This window comes from Tessaracoccus sp. (assembly GCF_016714275.1).
Taxonomy (GTDB): Bacteria; Actinomycetota; Actinomycetes; order Propionibacteriales; family Propionibacteriaceae; genus Arachnia.
This window is the reverse complement of the sequence record NZ_JADJNP010000010.1, coordinates 53,038-66,743: the sequence shown is the minus strand read 5'-3', so window position 1 is coordinate 66,743 and position 13,706 is coordinate 53,038. Positions and strand designations below refer to the sequence as shown.

At 65.1% G+C, this 13,706-nt stretch carries 27 protein-coding genes; 6 read left to right on the top strand and 21 right to left on the bottom strand.

Annotation, left to right across the window (positions count from 1 at the left end; genetic code table 11):
- Positions 1–412: 412 nt before the first annotated feature.
- From IPJ61_RS22470 to IPJ61_RS20625, 4 genes are all read right to left on the bottom strand, one after another.
- Complete coding sequence (locus tag IPJ61_RS22470) at positions 413–868, bottom strand: zinc-finger-containing protein (protein ID WP_366506015.1); 456 nt, start codon at positions 866–868, stop codon at positions 413–415.
- A 437-nt stretch (positions 869–1,305) separates the two neighbouring features.
- Positions 1,306–1,584 carry a hypothetical protein gene (locus IPJ61_RS20635; RefSeq protein ID WP_297112307.1) on the bottom strand — a complete coding sequence of 93 codons (279 nt, stop codon included), beginning with the start codon at positions 1,582–1,584 and terminating at the stop codon, positions 1,306–1,308.
- Positions 1,581–1,898 (bottom strand): hypothetical protein, encoded by a 318-nt coding sequence (locus tag IPJ61_RS20630; protein ID WP_297112305.1) that lies wholly within the window; start codon positions 1,896–1,898, stop codon positions 1,581–1,583. Before IPJ61_RS20630 ends, IPJ61_RS20635 begins: the two co-directional genes overlap by 4 nt.
- Complete coding sequence (locus IPJ61_RS20625) at positions 1,895–2,572, bottom strand: hypothetical protein (protein ID WP_297112303.1); 678 nt, start codon at positions 2,570–2,572, stop codon at positions 1,895–1,897. The genes IPJ61_RS20630 and IPJ61_RS20625 overlap by 4 nt, the downstream gene beginning before the upstream one ends.
- A 206-nt stretch (positions 2,573–2,778) precedes the next feature.
- Between IPJ61_RS20625 and IPJ61_RS20620 the strand changes: the two genes are divergently transcribed.
- The 5 genes from IPJ61_RS20620 (at position 2,779) to IPJ61_RS20600 (ending at position 4,322) form a co-directional block, all read left to right on the top strand.
- Complete coding sequence (locus IPJ61_RS20620) at positions 2,779–2,955, top strand: hypothetical protein (protein WP_297112301.1); 177 nt, start codon at positions 2,779–2,781, stop codon at positions 2,953–2,955.
- An 11-nt stretch (positions 2,956–2,966) separates the two neighbouring features.
- A complete protein-coding gene (locus IPJ61_RS20615; protein WP_297112299.1) occupies positions 2,967–3,200 on the top strand; it encodes a hypothetical protein in 234 nt (77 codons plus the stop codon).
- A 75-nt stretch (positions 3,201–3,275) separates the two neighbouring features.
- Positions 3,276–3,707, top strand: coding sequence for a hypothetical protein (locus tag IPJ61_RS20610; RefSeq protein WP_297112298.1), 432 nt, complete (start codon positions 3,276–3,278; stop codon positions 3,705–3,707).
- Positions 3,708–3,805: 98 nt separating this feature from the next.
- Entirely contained in the window at positions 3,806–4,069 is a 264-nt protein-coding gene (locus IPJ61_RS20605) for a hypothetical protein (protein WP_297112296.1), read from the top strand.
- Between the two features lie 52 nt (positions 4,070–4,121).
- Entirely contained in the window at positions 4,122–4,322 is a 201-nt protein-coding gene (locus tag IPJ61_RS20600) for a hypothetical protein (protein WP_297112295.1), read from the top strand.
- Between the two features lie 25 nt (positions 4,323–4,347).
- Here IPJ61_RS20600 and IPJ61_RS20595 read toward each other — a convergent pair whose 3' ends face one another.
- Entirely contained in the window at positions 4,348–4,503 is a 156-nt protein-coding gene (locus IPJ61_RS20595; protein WP_297112293.1) for a hypothetical protein, read from the bottom strand.
- A 726-nt stretch (positions 4,504–5,229) separates the two neighbouring features.
- Between IPJ61_RS20595 and IPJ61_RS20590 the strand changes: the two genes are divergently transcribed.
- On the top strand, positions 5,230–5,709 hold the full coding sequence (locus IPJ61_RS20590) for an AAA family ATPase (protein ID WP_297112291.1): 480 nt from the start codon (positions 5,230–5,232) through the stop codon (positions 5,707–5,709).
- Between the two features lie 6 nt (positions 5,710–5,715).
- Here the strand turns inward: IPJ61_RS20590 and IPJ61_RS20585 are convergent, their stop codons facing one another.
- The 16 genes from IPJ61_RS20585 to IPJ61_RS20510 all read right to left on the bottom strand — a co-directional run bounded on the left by IPJ61_RS20585 (position 5,716) and on the right by IPJ61_RS20510 (position 13,324).
- A complete protein-coding gene (locus IPJ61_RS20585; protein WP_297112289.1) occupies positions 5,716–6,393 on the bottom strand; it encodes a hypothetical protein in 678 nt (225 codons plus the stop codon).
- Entirely contained in the window at positions 6,390–6,647 is a 258-nt protein-coding gene (locus IPJ61_RS20580; RefSeq protein WP_297112287.1) for a hypothetical protein, read from the bottom strand. The genes IPJ61_RS20585 and IPJ61_RS20580 overlap by 4 nt, the downstream gene beginning before the upstream one ends.
- Positions 6,648–6,658: 11 nt before the next feature.
- Positions 6,659–7,552, bottom strand: coding sequence for a hypothetical protein (locus tag IPJ61_RS20575; RefSeq protein ID WP_297112285.1), 894 nt, complete (start codon positions 7,550–7,552; stop codon positions 6,659–6,661).
- 17 nt (positions 7,553–7,569) lie between these two features.
- Positions 7,570–8,103 carry a hypothetical protein gene (locus tag IPJ61_RS20570; RefSeq protein ID WP_297112283.1) on the bottom strand — a complete coding sequence of 178 codons (534 nt, stop codon included), beginning with the start codon at positions 8,101–8,103 and terminating at the stop codon, positions 7,570–7,572.
- A 53-nt stretch (positions 8,104–8,156) separates the two neighbouring features.
- The gene (locus IPJ61_RS20565) at positions 8,157–8,867 is read right to left on the bottom strand and encodes a hypothetical protein (protein WP_297112281.1); all 711 of its coding nucleotides are present in this window, start codon (positions 8,865–8,867) and stop codon (positions 8,157–8,159) included.
- A gap of 98 nt (positions 8,868–8,965) precedes the next feature.
- Positions 8,966–9,250: a hypothetical protein gene (locus IPJ61_RS20560; RefSeq protein ID WP_297112279.1), complete on the bottom strand. Its 285-nt coding sequence runs from the start codon at positions 9,248–9,250 to the stop codon at positions 8,966–8,968.
- 3 nt (positions 9,251–9,253) lie between these two features.
- A complete protein-coding gene (locus tag IPJ61_RS20555) occupies positions 9,254–9,670 on the bottom strand; it encodes a hypothetical protein (RefSeq protein WP_297112277.1) in 417 nt (138 codons plus the stop codon).
- Entirely contained in the window at positions 9,667–10,206 is a 540-nt protein-coding gene (locus IPJ61_RS20550; protein WP_297112275.1) for a hypothetical protein, read from the bottom strand. Before IPJ61_RS20550 ends, IPJ61_RS20555 begins: the two co-directional genes overlap by 4 nt.
- Positions 10,206–10,754, bottom strand: coding sequence for a hypothetical protein (locus IPJ61_RS20545; RefSeq protein ID WP_297112273.1), 549 nt, complete (start codon positions 10,752–10,754; stop codon positions 10,206–10,208). The genes IPJ61_RS20550 and IPJ61_RS20545 overlap by 1 nt, the downstream gene beginning before the upstream one ends.
- Positions 10,754–10,951, bottom strand: a complete 198-nt coding sequence (locus tag IPJ61_RS20540) for a hypothetical protein (protein WP_297112271.1) — start codon at positions 10,949–10,951, stop codon at positions 10,754–10,756. The genes IPJ61_RS20545 and IPJ61_RS20540 overlap by 1 nt, the downstream gene beginning before the upstream one ends.
- A complete protein-coding gene (locus IPJ61_RS20535; protein ID WP_297112269.1) occupies positions 10,948–11,337 on the bottom strand; it encodes a hypothetical protein in 390 nt (129 codons plus the stop codon). The genes IPJ61_RS20540 and IPJ61_RS20535 overlap by 4 nt, the downstream gene beginning before the upstream one ends.
- Positions 11,334–12,254, bottom strand: coding sequence for a hypothetical protein (locus IPJ61_RS20530; RefSeq protein WP_297112266.1), 921 nt, complete (start codon positions 12,252–12,254; stop codon positions 11,334–11,336). Before IPJ61_RS20530 ends, IPJ61_RS20535 begins: the two co-directional genes overlap by 4 nt.
- A 133-nt stretch (positions 12,255–12,387) precedes the next feature.
- Entirely contained in the window at positions 12,388–12,606 is a 219-nt protein-coding gene (locus IPJ61_RS20525; protein ID WP_297112265.1) for a hypothetical protein, read from the bottom strand.
- An 18-nt stretch (positions 12,607–12,624) separates the two neighbouring features.
- Complete coding sequence (locus IPJ61_RS20520) at positions 12,625–12,822, bottom strand: hypothetical protein (RefSeq protein ID WP_297112263.1); 198 nt, start codon at positions 12,820–12,822, stop codon at positions 12,625–12,627.
- Positions 12,819–13,040, bottom strand: coding sequence for a hypothetical protein (locus IPJ61_RS20515; RefSeq protein WP_297112261.1), 222 nt, complete (start codon positions 13,038–13,040; stop codon positions 12,819–12,821). Before IPJ61_RS20515 ends, IPJ61_RS20520 begins: the two co-directional genes overlap by 4 nt.
- The gene (locus IPJ61_RS20510) at positions 13,040–13,324 is read right to left on the bottom strand and encodes a hypothetical protein (protein WP_297112259.1); all 285 of its coding nucleotides are present in this window, start codon (positions 13,322–13,324) and stop codon (positions 13,040–13,042) included. Before IPJ61_RS20510 ends, IPJ61_RS20515 begins: the two co-directional genes overlap by 1 nt.
- Between the last annotated feature and the right edge of the window lie 382 nt (positions 13,325–13,706).

Sequence of the window (13,706 nt, the reverse complement as noted above, 5' to 3'; positions counted from 1 at the left end):
CGCCTGCTGCACCGCAGGCGATCCGCTCCGGGGAGCGCTGTAGCGTGTGGCCGCTACGGGTGGGGCTACCACCTCGACCTCTCATCGCGCTGTAGCCACCTCAAGGGTGCGCGACGCAGGGTGATCCACTCCTCGGTAGCCAGCCGTCTCTGGAGTGCGCTAGGACTGGAGCCTCTTGCTAGGGGCTTGTGTGACACACGCCGGGAGAACCCGACGGCCCTTCACGGTTACGATCCGGCAACGGAGCTTGGAAGCTCACTCCTCAACGCCCGCAGGCGCGAGATTGCTGGCTCACTGGATAGGAGCCGTGAAGGGCTAGAAAAGCATCTTTCTTGTCGGTTGGGGACCTCCTGGCGAAAAGCTCAATGATTACAGGCACTTACCAGTGTTGCACGTGAAACAGGGAAAGCGACTAGGGGGCCTTGCGCGATGAGCGATTCTCTGCATGGACAGCGCGAAAACTCATGGAATTGGATTTGTCAAGCACATCACGGTCGGTGATGCCGTCAAGAGCGCGCCACGCTGCCCTGCACGTCGGGAGGTCCATCTCCCCGAAGTGTACGCGCTCCACACCCATGCGCTCCGAGAGAAGCGCATACGCCGCCTCGCGAGCGAAGTAGCGCAGCCTGCCCGTCGGAGCGCTTTTCCACAGCGGGTCAAACTTGACGTGCAGGAGCGACCGAGCGCGCCTCAATTCCGGCCCCGCACAGGTGCCAAGCGGGCGCTCCGTGCCGGGGTGACAGCCAACGTACCCGCCGCAGCCTTCGCAGCGCCAGAATGGCGTCTCTGCGAGTTCTGGACGGTGAGGGTAGATGGCCGTGCCGAGCACGAGCACCGCAACGCCTGAGCACGTCGAGCACGCCGTCATGGCCCAACCTCCACTCTCACAACGCGCAGGCCCGTCTCGTTGTCTCGGCCTGTCGGTTGCCACGTTGCCGAAAGATCACCTCTGCCGTTCTCGGTAAAGAGCATCGCAAGGTCGCGCTTGTCGTATATCCAGCACATGCCGATTATGAATTTCACGGCCCAACATCTACGCGCACGAGCCTGATTCCGATGGACACATCTTTTTCATGTGGGAACGCTCCAAAAGTAAATCCGTCTGCGGCTGGACGATAAAACGCTCCCAGTTCTGGACTCTTGGACTTGAACGCCAATCCATAGAGCGAAGATGCTTCATTGCAAGGAATCACGGCCCAACCTCCAAACGCATGAAGCGCAATCCGGTGCGCGTTCCTTCAAGCCATTCATGGACAGCAAGGGGCGTGGACGTTGCCCATGATTGACCGAACGCGGGCGTCATGCTCACGTTCGTTGTCCGCCGAGACGCGCGATGCTCTGCGCGATTTGCGCTCTGAGCGCATCGTTGGCCGCGCGCTCGCGCTCCGCGCGCTCCTCGTTCACAGGCACCATGAGCAGAATCGCCAGCGCTTCCCCAACCAGGGAGCCCACCGCCATGCCGCCGAAGCCGTGCGTGTGAACGCGCCCGATGCCGTAGTAGCCCACGACGAAGCCCAGCGTTGCGCCGACCGCAGGCATGGACCATTGCGCGGCGATGCGCGCCCGACGCTCTCCGTCTTTCACGCTCGCCCCTCCCGTCGAGCCGCAGCGCGCTTCACCGCCGCGGGCGACGCGCGCATCTCGAAGCCGTGCGACTGCGGAGCCTTCTGGCGGCGCTTCTGAGGCGCGCTCTCGGGGGCGGGCGCTGTTCCCTTGTACCCATCGAGCCACGCCGCAGAAAGCCCCATGCCGGTCGGCCACGGGCACACCATGTCGGACTCGCCTGCGAGTCGAGCCGCAGCGCCCATCGCGCGGGCGCGCTCCCTCGCGGCTGCGCCTTCTGCGCGGAAGGCTGCGGTGTCGTCGGGGAACGCTGCGCCTGGGTAGTGATCGCTCATGGCGCGGAGCCTACCACGGGCCAGTTTTCGAGAGTGCGTACCAGCGCGCCCCAATCGCGCTCCATCAGTCCGAGAGAGCCATCTTCCAGCGCCGTGTAGTCATCTTTCGAGACGCCGAAGAGGCGCGCGGCCTGCTGGACGAACACGCCCGAGTCCCGCCGTAAGGCACAGATCATCTTGCGGTGCGCGAGGTCGGTGTAGCCGTCTGCGCGCGGGTCGAGCGTCGGGAACGTCCACGGCGCGAGCTTCTCCGCGATGCCGGGGAGCACCGTCTCTGCGCGGGCGAAGCCGTCGGGCCTCACGATCACCAGGGGCTTCGCGGTCGAGCGGGCGTAGCGCACCGTCGCCCACGTCCCCGACAGCCTCTCTCCGTAGACGCCGTGCGGCGCGGCCAGGAGCACCGTGCAGGCGTCCACAATGGCGCGGTTGCGCGTGAGGTAGGGCTGCGGGTCGAGTGAGCGCACGACGGCGAGCTGCGTCGTCAGCCCGTTCGCCTCACACCACGCGCGGAGCTTTGCGTCCGTTGGCGGGTGGATGGTGATGCGCTTGCCTTCGCGGTCGAACAGCCGGTGCATCTGCGCGTCCGCGCCCACGCAATCGCCGTGGTGAAGCTCCCCGCAGGGAGCGAGCGCCACGAGGATTGAGCGCACTGCGCGCATCTGAGCGTTCGCCATGCCGCGTCGAGTGCCAGAAAAGCCGATTTTCACCCCAGGAGGCTAGCAGACGCTCCGGGCGACGCTAGCGACGAAGAATCTTTCTGCGCGCAAAGCCCTAGAAAACAGGCACAACGTAAGAAAAGTATCAGGCACGGTTGACACTTCCGTCGGGAGGATCTACTGTCCGTTCACCGGGGCAGGGAACGCCCCGAGAGGAGCCCACCGTGAACACCGCCGACAGCCGACAGCCGCCCGCTGAGAAGCGCGCATACACCGACGTAGAACGCCCTGGACGTGGCTTTGTCTCCGTCTGCATCGGTATCGCGACCGTTCACAACGACGGGTCCATCACGATCCGTCTGGACGCACTGCCCGTCAACGGCATCTTGACTGTCAAGTGAGGGGAATGACCATGAATCAACAGGTTCGCATTGAGGTTGACGGTCGGCGCATCACCGTCATTGACGAGTGTGCCACCGCGGAAAACGGCAACGTGAAGGTGCTCGCCGTCGAGACGGTGGCAAAGGGAATGCGAGCGAAGCCCGTCGTGCGGAACATCCGCAGCACCTACCTCAACGCCGGGGCGTCCGTCGTCGTGTGGGACGAGAAGAAGGGGGATTTCGTCGGGCGGGACCATCACGTCTGAGTCTCTCCGCACTGAGGAGCCCGGAAGGGCGAAACCCCGCAAGGGGTCTGCGGATCAACGCAAAGGAGTTTCATTATGGACAGGCGAGACAGGATTGCGGCCTTTGGCAACGGGGTTTTCCCCGAGGGTACTGAGTTCAACGAGGCTCGCATGGTGGCCCTGGTTCCCGTCGAAATGCTCGACGGCGAAGACGGCGATGGCACGGTGGCGTTTCGTCTCGTGTACGAGGTCTGCGGGACGTGCAACGGGCGCGGGAGCCACGTCAACCCCGGCGTTGACGCCCACGGGATCACCGCCGAGGAGTTCGACGAAGATCCTGAATTCCGCGAGGAGTACTTCGCGGGCTCTTACGACGTGACGTGCTGCGAGTGTCAGGGGCGTCGCGTCGTGGCGATGCCCGACGACGCGAACAACGCGCCTGAACTCATGCTGCGATTGCACGCTTGGCAGCGAGAGGAGCGTTCGTCTCAGCGCGAGCGCGAAGCGGAGATGCGCTGCGGCTGGTGAGCCTCGGGCCTTGCGCGGGTCCGCGTGAACCTCACGCGGCTCCGAGCGAGTTCCGAGCTGTCAGACTCCAGCAACCTAGAGCGTCACAGGAGCACGCCGTGAAAATCATCGTCACCGCCCCGCCGTCTGCGCGCACCGTCCAGAAGACGGAGGCCCTCTTGACTGCGGCGATTCTCGCCGCCGCTGCACACGTCTTCGTGCGTGCCGGCGCGCCGCGCTCGCCCGATGTGGAGCGGTTCGTCGCTCACCAGATGCGCGTGCTCAAGTTGGTTGCGCTTGGGCAAGATGGCCCCGAGAGCACCGTCCGCATGGTGGCCGACGCGATGGCTCTCGCGGGCGCGAAGGTCAAAATCATCGCCTGACTGTCAGACTCCAGCAACCTAGAGCGTCTCACTTTCTGAAAGGACCGAGGACATGACTGACCGAACCATCGCCCGCATCGGAGCCATTCGCGCTCACTATCTCATGCAGCAAGACGAGGCCGAGGAGCTTCTGTCTTGTGGGGCTGTCTCGTCCGGCCCTGTGTTCTTCACCGCCGAGGACACCGCCCGTGGCATGGTCATCACCGAGCGCGACGGGCGCAACAACGTGCTCTCCACCATCACCATTCACTGAGGAAATCATGCAAGCACGAGACGCGTCAGATTGGTTTCAGCACCTTGCGGACGAAGACCGCGCCGAGGACATCGGTGTCAACGCCGCGACCGAAAACGAGGAGCTTGCAGCCCTCGCGGAGCGCCACGAGGCCGAGGCGCTTGAATCGGGCTTCGGCATCCTTGTGGAGTGCGAGACGCACCTCCACAACCTTCGTGAGCGCATCCGCGACGGATACGAGTCGCGCGATTGAAGCCTTGCACCGTCGAGAGACGGCGCGACGCTGGCCGCAATGCGGCTCGGGGCTCAAAGCCTACCCCTGCACGCTGGGGAGCCCTGCACGTCGGCATGGTGCCGATGACCGAGAGAGGCGCGAGGCTTCAATGCTGTCCGCAAAGCAGTACCCGTCCGACTATGATTGGCCCCCCGTGGGGCCTTCTCATTCTATCGCTGTGCCGATTCCTCCCGCGCGACTGTCGTTTCTAGGCATCGCTGCGGGCGTGCGTTCGCTCACGCTGGCCGAGAAGCGTTTGGCGGTGGCCCTCGGGACGAAATGGCTCTTGAGCGGTTCTGTCCCGGCGAGTCACCCGCTCCGCGCTCGCGTGATCGACGCCCAGGAGGCGCTCCACGATCGCGCTTCTAACCGCGCCCTCAAGCGTGCAGCATGGCGCGACAACCCCGGAGCGAACCGTGGCTGCGGCTCGTTCTGGTGCGTGTTCTGTCCGTGCTGCGGCCTGACGTTGCGGCGGACGTGCGAGGAGTGCGGAGTCGTCTACTGCGACGACTGCGCCTCCGAGAACTACGGTGGGAACGGCGTGTGTTCAAAGGCCTGCCAAGACGAGGTACAGGCCGAGAAGGACAACGCGCGAGAAGAGACGCGCCGACTGAATGGCATCGCTCGGTTCGAGCGTTGGGGGGGAGCTTCACAATGACCGTTCACATCATGGTTGGGACCAGCGGCTCAGGCAAGAGCACGCTGGCGCGCAAGCTCGCTCAGACGCGCATGGATTTTGATTGGCCGATCTTCTCGGCTGACGACGCCATGATGGTTGACGGCGTGTATCGCTTTCGTCCTGAAAACCTCGGGCTTGCACACCGCCAATGCCTGCGAGGGTTCGCAGGAGCTCTCCAGAACAGCATTCTGTTCGTGGACAACACGAACTCGACGGTGATGGAGGCCGCGCCCTACATCGCTCTGGCCCTCGCGCACGAACACAAGGTCGTGATCCACGTCTTTCGGGTTGACCCGATCATGGCTCACGCGCGCAACGCACACGGCGTCCCGTTCCATGCCGTGCAGCGCATGGCCGAGAGCATCGACCGCGAGTGGCCCGCTTCGCTCCCGTGGCACTGGAGGCCAGAGAACGAAGCGACAATCAGCATCGTTGAAGAGGGAAAGCCGCGGTAGTGCGGCTCAGATGCAACCGGCTTCGCGGAGCGCCGCGAGCACCTCTTGACACGGCCCGCCGAAGCTCCCGCCCGCCGCCAGCGTGCGCTCCACGATGCCCAGCGCGGCCCTCGCCTGCGCCATCTCGGCATCGCCCAGCCCGTAGCCCTCCAGCGCCTTCAGATCGCCCTCGCAGAGCGCGTGCGGGTCGCTGCCGTTCACGGCGTAGCGCACGACGGTTCCTTGCCCGTAGCAGGGCACCTCCCCGTTGACGCGGATCTCGGGCACCATGCCGTATCCAGCGCACCACACGAGCCCGCCCTGTTTGATCTTGTCCACATGGCCCATCTCGTGCGCGATGGCGTCGCACAGGTCGAGCCCCGTCTCACACGCCGCGGGCGACAGGTACGTCGTCGTCTGCCGAAGGTCCGAAGCCACCTCGTACAGCGCCGCACCGACGTAGGGAATCATGCCGAGCGCATCCGCGGCGAGGCTCGGAACGCCTGGAAGCGTGACACTCACATACTTCTGCGCGTGCGCCAGATTCCAGCCTCCCGCACCCATCTTGTGCCCCGCGGCCAGGAGCATCAGCACCGCCTCCCGGCGAACGTCTTTCGGTCGAGCGAGCACGGAGCCGCGCCGCGCCGCCATGTCGTCTCCGATCTTCCATGCCAGCTCCATCGTGATCGGATTGAGCGCCTTCATCGTCCATGCCCCATCTCCCGCAGCCTGCGGGCGTTCTTCCGTGCTTGTCGCGCCTGCGCCGCCGCGATGGCAGCGTGATCGCGCGGCGTCTTTCGTGCCTGCGGTCCCGTGAGCCTCGCCCATCGGTCCTGTTCTTCGTACTCGCGGAGAGGAGGCGTCGGCACGGGAATCACACCCATGCCCAGCGCCATGCTTATTGCGAGCATGGTCATCGTTGCGGTCTTGCCGGTCGTGCTCTGTCCGGCGATGCTCACGGCGCGCTCCATCACAGCCCCGCGTCCATGTCCCGCAAGGGGGCCTGGGTGGCGTCTGCGGGCGCGCAGTAGGCTCCCGCGTCGGAGACGAGGCACACGCCCACACAGCCCTCTCCCGAGGGCGTCACGGCCCACCATCGCCCCGAGGCCGAGCACGACTCAGGCACGTTCCCGTTGCAGCGGGTGGTGTTCGCGGTGCAGCCCGAGGGCGAGGGCACTCCCGGCGTCACACGCATGACACCCTCGCGCACCAGGGGGCACGCCGCCATCGCCACGCACACCGCAAAGCAGAACACCAACCCGCCGAAGCTCGCGCGACCCTGCGAAGCCGAGCGCGCTGCGGCGTCGATCACACCCTGCGTGTGCGCGCTTTCCTCGGGCGAAGGCTTGGGCGCACAAGCGCCGCCGCCGCAGTCTCCACAGCCTCCCGTGCCGCCGCACGGAACGCCGACCAAGGGAGCACCGCTGTCCGCGGGATGCCCGTCAGGTCCGAACGCTGCCAGCCACTCAGCCGACGGAAGCGGGATTGTGGTGCTCTCCGCGCCGCCGCGCCGAAGCTCCTCTACCTGGGACTCCACAAGCGACGTGAGCAACGTGTCCACGCTGGATTGCGAGAGCCCGTGAACGTCCTGCAACGCGGTGATTGCGTGCGCGCCGAGGCGCTTCACGTCCGACACCGCGCGCAGTGCCATGCGGGCCTTGTCCGCGGCGGTCCACGTCCCCGGCTTGCCGGGGTTCTTGAGGTTCCGCACCTCGTTGGCAAGGCCCGACACGACCGTCGCGGTGGTCGCCGCCAGGAACGCCATCGCATCCTGCGCCATCTTGTTCTTGACGTGCGCCCGAATGGCCGTGAGGACCATTCCGAGGAGCGCCAAGATCATTGCGGCCCCAATCTGGCCGATCAAATCAACGATTCCTTGTCTCATATCTTTTTCTCGTGGATTCCAGTGTGGAGCACGCGGTCAATCGCATCAATGCGACGGATCGCGCCTTCGAGTGTGTCTCTTGTACTTTCAATAAGCCCCGCATACTTCTCGTCAAGAGAGACAACGCGATCCTCCACGCGCATCACCCTGCGCGTGGTGTCTTCTCCCTTGTCCAGAATTCTGTCCAAGCGAGCGACGGTATCGCTACCTCTCTTCTCGGAAGATTCACGCTGCGCCGTCAGCTCGTTTTCGAGTTTTGCAATGATACTCTGCCAACGATGATCGGAGTCCGTCTTTTCTCGCTCAATCTTCGCAGCAATGTCTCGCGCTGTTTCCTCGGCTTTGGTTCGTTGATTCTCAAGGTCTTTCTTGAGTTCCTCGCGTTGCGCCTTGAACTCCGCGGAGAGAGCCTTTTTGTGTTCGTCGTTGTCGGTTTCGACCTTTGCGACGCGCGCCTCGTTCTTCCCCCAGGCGACGGCAATGGCAAAAAACGCCATTAGAGCAGGAATCCACGGAATCAAAGCCTGCACAGAAAACTCCTGCGCCCCAGCGCGGGGCGCGCGTGGGGGTCAGGGGGTGTACATCAGTACCGGAATGAGGACGCGTAGCGCTCGAAGTCGGCGGCGATCTCGTCGGTGGTGAGAACGACGCCCGGCCAGAAATCGAAGTCGCAAGCGCTGATGCCTGCGCAGTCCACAAGACAGAGCATCATGTCTGCGAGGTCGTTCGGGTACCCAAAAACAGCCGTACCGAGCGCGCCATCCATCCACACCGCGCCGCCGGGATAGGCGAACGTGTAGACGATGCGGTGCGAGGTTGACGTGTCGATCGCGAACGGCGTGCCGCCCCATACGGGGCCGGCGGTGCTGAAAATTCTGGCGTTGAGGTTTGCCGGGTCTGAGAAAAAAACCTCATGCCGCACGCTTCCGCCGCTTGTGGCCTGAAGGATTGAGCCCGACGGCGGGGCTTCGCCGTTGCCGCGGATCGTGAGGCCCACCGAGAAGGGTCCGTTGTAGCCGATCGACGCAGGAAACGAGAGCGAGCCCACCGCAGACACGGGGGGCCAGACTGCGGGAATCAGCGCGCGAGGGCCGAGCCGCGCGCGGCGAAACGCGCCGGTCACCGTCAGGGTCTGTGGCGCGCTCCCATGGTCTGCAAACGCGCCCGCGGGCTCCAGCAGGTGAAAGGCGTTGGCGGGGTCGCCGCCATTCGAGAGGTCTGCGATCGCGCCTGCGCTGACGCCGGTGACGCCCAGCGCAGTGCGCGCCGCCGCCGCGTCGGTCGCCGTGAGCACCGAGCGGCCCACGCTGGTGCTGTCGGTGATGTCCGCGGCGGTGATGGGGCCACCGGCCCCGTTCCCTACGGGGTTTCCATTCAAATATGAGTCACCGCTCACGACGGCACCGGCCCGCTTTGTGTGCCCTGCGTGTCGATGTAGTACGCCCATTCCACATCGGCCCCGAGCGCGCTGGTGATGTTCACCTGTAGCGAATCGCCAATGGGGCGCGTGTATTCAATGTCGATGTTCCCACTCGCGGCGAGCGGGAGTTTCGCGGCGATGGCCGTGTTCATCGCGTCATCGGGGACGTAGAGCCCGCCGATGGACCTTTGCACGTCCATTGCCGTGATCGGGTTCGCTCCGACGTTCACCAGGGCGAAGCGAACGGTGCTTTTCATTCTTCAGGCTCTCTGTGTGGGTGGTTGTGGAGTCGGGATGTAGAGCGCCGTGCTGGTTGTGCCGGTGAGTTGACAACCCTGCCTACCGCCCCGAGTTCCGTCCTCGGGCCATCCCCACCGCCCGCCACGCGCCGCGCACTCCTCGGGCGTGCGGACGCTTCGGAGTTCCCCGAAGCGCAATCGCGAGTTCGCGATGGCCTGAAGCGCCTCTTCTCGCACGTCGCGCGAGCCGGGGAACGAATTGGCAATCCCCTGCCCTGCACGAACGGCGTCGCGCACCACGGCACCGGCTGCGTTCTGGACTGCGGACTGTGCGGCATCCCGCACGATCCTCTGCGCGACGAGAAACGCCACGACGGAGAGCACCGCGAGGCCCGCAACGCCGCCGCCCACGATCAGAAGTGTTTTTTGGGTGCTCATGCGATGGCAGAGGGTCCGCCGCGCGCAACGGCGACGATCCGAGGTTGAGGTTGTGGCTGGGGAAGCTGCCCGCGCACGGGCTGGGAGAGGCTTCTGCGGGTCGGCTGTGTCGGTCGAGCGCCCTTCATCTCACCTTCGACGCGTTCGGCCTTCTCAGCCCGCTCGTGAGCCATCCAGAGGGACGTAAACACCTCGGCCAGAAGCTCGCCAACGCCAATGCCGATCACAGCGCCCTGGACCATGCGCGCGGAGCGAGCGCCGAAACGGTATCCGGCCATGCCGCCGAGGATGACCGCGCCGCCGCGGATCGCGCCGCGCACGGTGGCCTTGCCGAGCTGTCCCTTGACAAGCTCATGTGAGAAAAGACGCTTTCCCCACTCAGGCATGATCCATTCGCGCTTTACGCCGCGGATCGCCCCGTTTCCGTCCACCTCTCCCGTGAGCTTGCCCTCGCGCCAGGGCACAAGACCGCCCGCGCGTCGCGCTTCCGCGATGGCCTCCATCAGAGACAGGTCCAAAGGCTTCTCGGCTTCCATCAGCCCTCCAGCGCGGCGTCAGCCGCAGCCGCAGCACGCGCCGCAGCGCAGGGAGCGCAGGATTCGCTCTCGGGTTCACCCGCCGTCTCGCGCTTGTAGCCCATCTCGGTCATCGTCATGCAGTCCGCGAGTTCGTCGGTGGTGTGTTCGCGAATCGGTTGGCCGCAGGCTTCACAGTTGTCGGTCTTCTCCGCGGGTGCCTTGCCCGTGTCGGCTTCGCGTTGTGCCTTCTCGAACCGCTCCATCGCCTCGGTTTCGTCTCCGAAATCCGTGGCCTTGCCCTTGTCTTCTGGCTCGTCCGCGAACACGTCAACGTGCTCTTGCTCGTCGTCCCGTTCGTTGAGCGCAGCCGTCAGGCTTTCAATGCGCCCCTCCTGCATGTCGTTGTGCTCTCGCAGGATCACAAGGGCATCACAGATGCCGAGTTCACGCCGCTCGTGCATCTCGCGGTTGCCGCCCGTCGGAAGCCAATGCTTCGACCGCATCATGGCGTTGTGCTCGTCGCATAGTTCCGAGAGGAACCGGATCGCTTCGTCAAAGGTTTCCATCACGCACCCGTTCCCGCGCGAAGCGCCGCAAGGTGTGCCATGCACACCGGACACTCACGCTTGTAGTTGATCGCCATGCCTGCACCGATGCCGAGCCCGATTCCGACGAACGGATGGCCGAGTTTGTACCCGACGAAGCCCAGCACCGCCGCGCCGCCCAGCACAAAGCCAAATGCCTTGAGCCACTCCTTTGTCATCGCGCCACCTCAGCGCGCAAGGCGCGCAGTTCTTCGTTGAGGTTTTCGATCGCGCCGGCTTGCGCCTGCGCCATCTGCCCGAGGATGTAGACGCCCAGGAGCGCGCCAAGCGCCATCAGCGAGACGGTGAGCACCTCCGACCGAAGCGCGCTCAAATCGCCCGCCGCAGCCTTCGTGAGCGCGTCAACGTCATCCCTGGTGCGCTCTGCGAGCGCGAGCGCTCGGTGCGCGGTGTCGTGCGCGTGGTCGGCCTGCTTTTCGGTCGCTTCCAGCCGTCCCGCGGCTTCCTTCCGCGCCTTGAGAAGCGCGAGCACGCCCAGCGCCCTCCGAGTGTCCTCGCCCAGCATTTCGGCCCGGAGATCGAGGTCGCCGTGTTCGTCGCTCATTTGCCGCTCCTGTAGAGCGCAATCCCGCCGCCGCCGACAGCGAGCGCACTCAGTACCCCGAGAACCACCTTACCGCCGCCCGTAGAGGCCGCGTCGGTCGCGATGGTCGCGACGTTTGCAGCCGTCTCGACCGCCGCCTGTGCCACGCTCACCGCCGACACTCCGTAGGCACAGCGCGCGATGGCGTCCTCGGCGGGATCATCTCCCGGCGAGACGTACCGCTCGGTGAAGCCCCCCGCGCCTGCGAGGCCGAGCTGTTGCGCCGCGAGCACGCCGCTTTCGAGTTTCTGTTCGGTGCGGACGATGGCGTAGGCCGCGCCCATCTTGCCCTGCCGCGCGCCGATTCCCGTCGCGCCCGAGCCAATGGCCTGCACCACAAGCTCGCGAAACTTCCGCCAGCGGCGGGCTTCGTCGGTGCGCGCGAGTTCGGCGGCGAACGGCATCAGCACAGCCTTTGCCTGCCCAGGTCCGCGGGAGAACGCTGTAAACATCGTGGCGACGCGCCAGTAGCTCCAGCCGCGAGCGTCGCCCGCGAGGCCCGTGGGAAGCATTGCGCGCAGCGTCGCCTCGTCTCGGCGGAGGTTCGCGATGCCCACCGCCACTTGATCGGCATGTGCCGCTTTCCAGCCGTTCGGGGCCGTGGTCGCCGCGCGCCCGCCGAGGCATCGCTTGACCGGCTCGGAGGCTGCGAGCGCGCTGTACGCGGCGTTGCCTGCGGTGTTCGGAGCGGGGCCAGAACGCGCACCCGCAGGCACCTGAAACAGCCCAACCTCGTGGAATGGCTGCGTCAGTACGCCCTCGGTGGTGTTCTCAGTCCAGCCGTCCGAAAAGGACGTGAATCCGAGGAACGCCGCCGCCAGGAACGCGGCATCACCCTCGGGAAACACGACCGGAACGTCGTGGTTCAAAAGCGCCATCAACTCCGCGTTGCGCCCGCGGAGCATGGGGAGCTTTTCGCGTGCGTAGACCCGAGGCTTGCCGTTTGTGTAGGATCGACCCATGCGCGGAACCTACCGCGCCTGTGGGCCACAGGAAAGAGAGTTTTCTATTTCAGGGGGCGGGTGGGACGCGGAGGGCGCGGAACACGGCCATCCCACGCAGTTGAATGAGAGTGTCGCCCGTGGCGTTTTCCCACGCCTCACCGAGCACCATTTCCCCCTCGGGGGAGTCAATGCCCTCGGGACGGGCGTAGACGAAACGGAGGTTGCGCCGCTCGTCCACGACCGGAATCCCGATGAGCGTTCGCTCAGAAGGCTCCACGTCCACCATCTTGACCTCCGTTAGAGTCTACAGCCCCGCAGCGCGGAGCACATCCCCGGCCTTGCGGTCGCCCTGCGCCTCTCGCTTGTCGAGCAGATAGGCGACCAACGGACGGTCGGGGTAGAAGCCGCCATACCGCTCGTCTGGTGTCCCAACGCGCGCCGCCGCGTCGTAAACGTAGATGCGTGCCCGCAGTCCCTTCGCGCCTGAGAATTCTCCGGTCACAGCACACCTCGCACGGTTCGTGTGTAGTACCGCCAGCGGCTTGTCTGAATCACCCGTCGCGGTTCCCAGCCGCGCGACGTGCGGACCTCCACACGACCGCCGAGCGCGTAGAGCGCCGCGACGGTCTTGGACACCTTGCGCGCGTCTCGCGCACTCCCTGTAGAAATGGTGCTTTCGTAGAGCACCTCGTCGCCGTCGAGAACTCGCAGATCGTTCATCACACAATCTCCATGCTGGTGTTGACGCCCTGGACGCACTCTTGAATCGCATCCACGACGATAGGCTCCACGGTCTTCTCGAACCCTTCGCCGCCGCGGATGAAGCCGCCCGCGAACAGCACCGCGATTTCGCGGTCCTCCAGCGTCCGAAGGTGGATGTAGGCAATCTCGCCGTTCGTCTCGCGAACCTGCCCCCACACTTCGGAGAACAGTTTGTAGGCGATGACGGGGTGAATTGCCATCAGAGACATGAGCTGTACCCGAAGGCTGTCGATGAGTTTCACGAGTGCTCCATCCGGCGCGTTCTCTGCCCCGGTGAACTAAACCTAGATCGCCCCCACAAAAGAGTCAAGCGCGGTGGATACTTTTCTTGCGCTGTGCCTGTTTTCTAGGGCTTTTCTGTACGTCGATTGTCCATCGCGGCTAGCAGCGGGAGGTTCTCGGCGCGCGGCTCGACCTCCAAGCGTCGCGCCTCAGTGATCGTGATGGGAACTATTTTGAGCGTCATGGTCCGACCTCCATGCGCATTACGCGCAAGCCTCGGTCGTTCCCTGGTAGATCCTTCTCGCAAGTGAAGCCGCGGTACTCGGCGCGCAGTCTACGCCAGCTTTGACCGAGGATGGTTTCACTGCCGATGCGATACCTCACGGCCCCACCTCCAGCCGT

Bases quoted from the DNA above. Each gene is read 5' to 3' on its own strand.
- IPJ61_RS20525 (WP_297112265.1), bottom strand. From the start codon at position 12,606: ATGGTGGACGTGGAGCCTTCTGAGCGAACGCTCATCGGGATTCCGGTC.
- IPJ61_RS20535 (WP_297112269.1), bottom strand. From the start codon at position 11,337: ATGAGCGACGAACACGGCGACCTCGATCTCCGGGCCGAAATGCTGGGC.
- IPJ61_RS20585 (WP_297112289.1), bottom strand. From the start codon at position 6,393: ATGAAGGCGCTCAATCCGATCACGATGGAGCTGGCATGGAAGATCGGA.
- IPJ61_RS20550 (WP_297112275.1), bottom strand. From the start codon at position 10,206: ATGGAAGCCGAGAAGCCTTTGGACCTGTCTCTGATGGAGGCCATCGCG.
- IPJ61_RS20625 (WP_297112303.1), bottom strand. From the start codon at position 2,572: ATGGCGAACGCTCAGATGCGCGCAGTGCGCTCAATCCTCGTGGCGCTC.
- IPJ61_RS20515 (WP_297112261.1), bottom strand. From the start codon at position 13,040: ATGAACGATCTGCGAGTTCTCGACGGCGACGAGGTGCTCTACGAAAGC.
- IPJ61_RS20560 (WP_297112279.1), bottom strand. From the start codon at position 9,250: ATGAAAAGCACCGTTCGCTTCGCCCTGGTGAACGTCGGAGCGAACCCG.
- IPJ61_RS20530 (WP_297112266.1), bottom strand. From the start codon at position 12,254: ATGGCGCTTTTGAACCACGACGTTCCGGTCGTGTTTCCCGAGGGTGAT.
- IPJ61_RS20615 (WP_297112299.1), top strand. From the start codon at position 2,967: ATGAATCAACAGGTTCGCATTGAGGTTGACGGTCGGCGCATCACCGTC.
- IPJ61_RS20555 (WP_297112277.1), bottom strand. From the start codon at position 9,670: ATGAGCACCCAAAAAACACTTCTGATCGTGGGCGGCGGCGTTGCGGGC.
- IPJ61_RS20590 (WP_297112291.1), top strand. From the start codon at position 5,230: ATGACCGTTCACATCATGGTTGGGACCAGCGGCTCAGGCAAGAGCACG.
- IPJ61_RS20630 (WP_297112305.1), bottom strand. From the start codon at position 1,898: ATGAGCGATCACTACCCAGGCGCAGCGTTCCCCGACGACACCGCAGCC.
- IPJ61_RS22470 (WP_366506015.1), bottom strand. From the start codon at position 868: ATGACGGCGTGCTCGACGTGCTCAGGCGTTGCGGTGCTCGTGCTCGGC.
- IPJ61_RS20600 (WP_297112295.1), top strand. From the start codon at position 4,122: ATGACTGACCGAACCATCGCCCGCATCGGAGCCATTCGCGCTCACTAT.
- IPJ61_RS20540 (WP_297112271.1), bottom strand. From the start codon at position 10,951: ATGACAAAGGAGTGGCTCAAGGCATTTGGCTTTGTGCTGGGCGGCGCG.
- IPJ61_RS20610 (WP_297112298.1), top strand. From the start codon at position 3,276: ATGGACAGGCGAGACAGGATTGCGGCCTTTGGCAACGGGGTTTTCCCC.
- IPJ61_RS20545 (WP_297112273.1), bottom strand. From the start codon at position 10,754: ATGGAAACCTTTGACGAAGCGATCCGGTTCCTCTCGGAACTATGCGAC.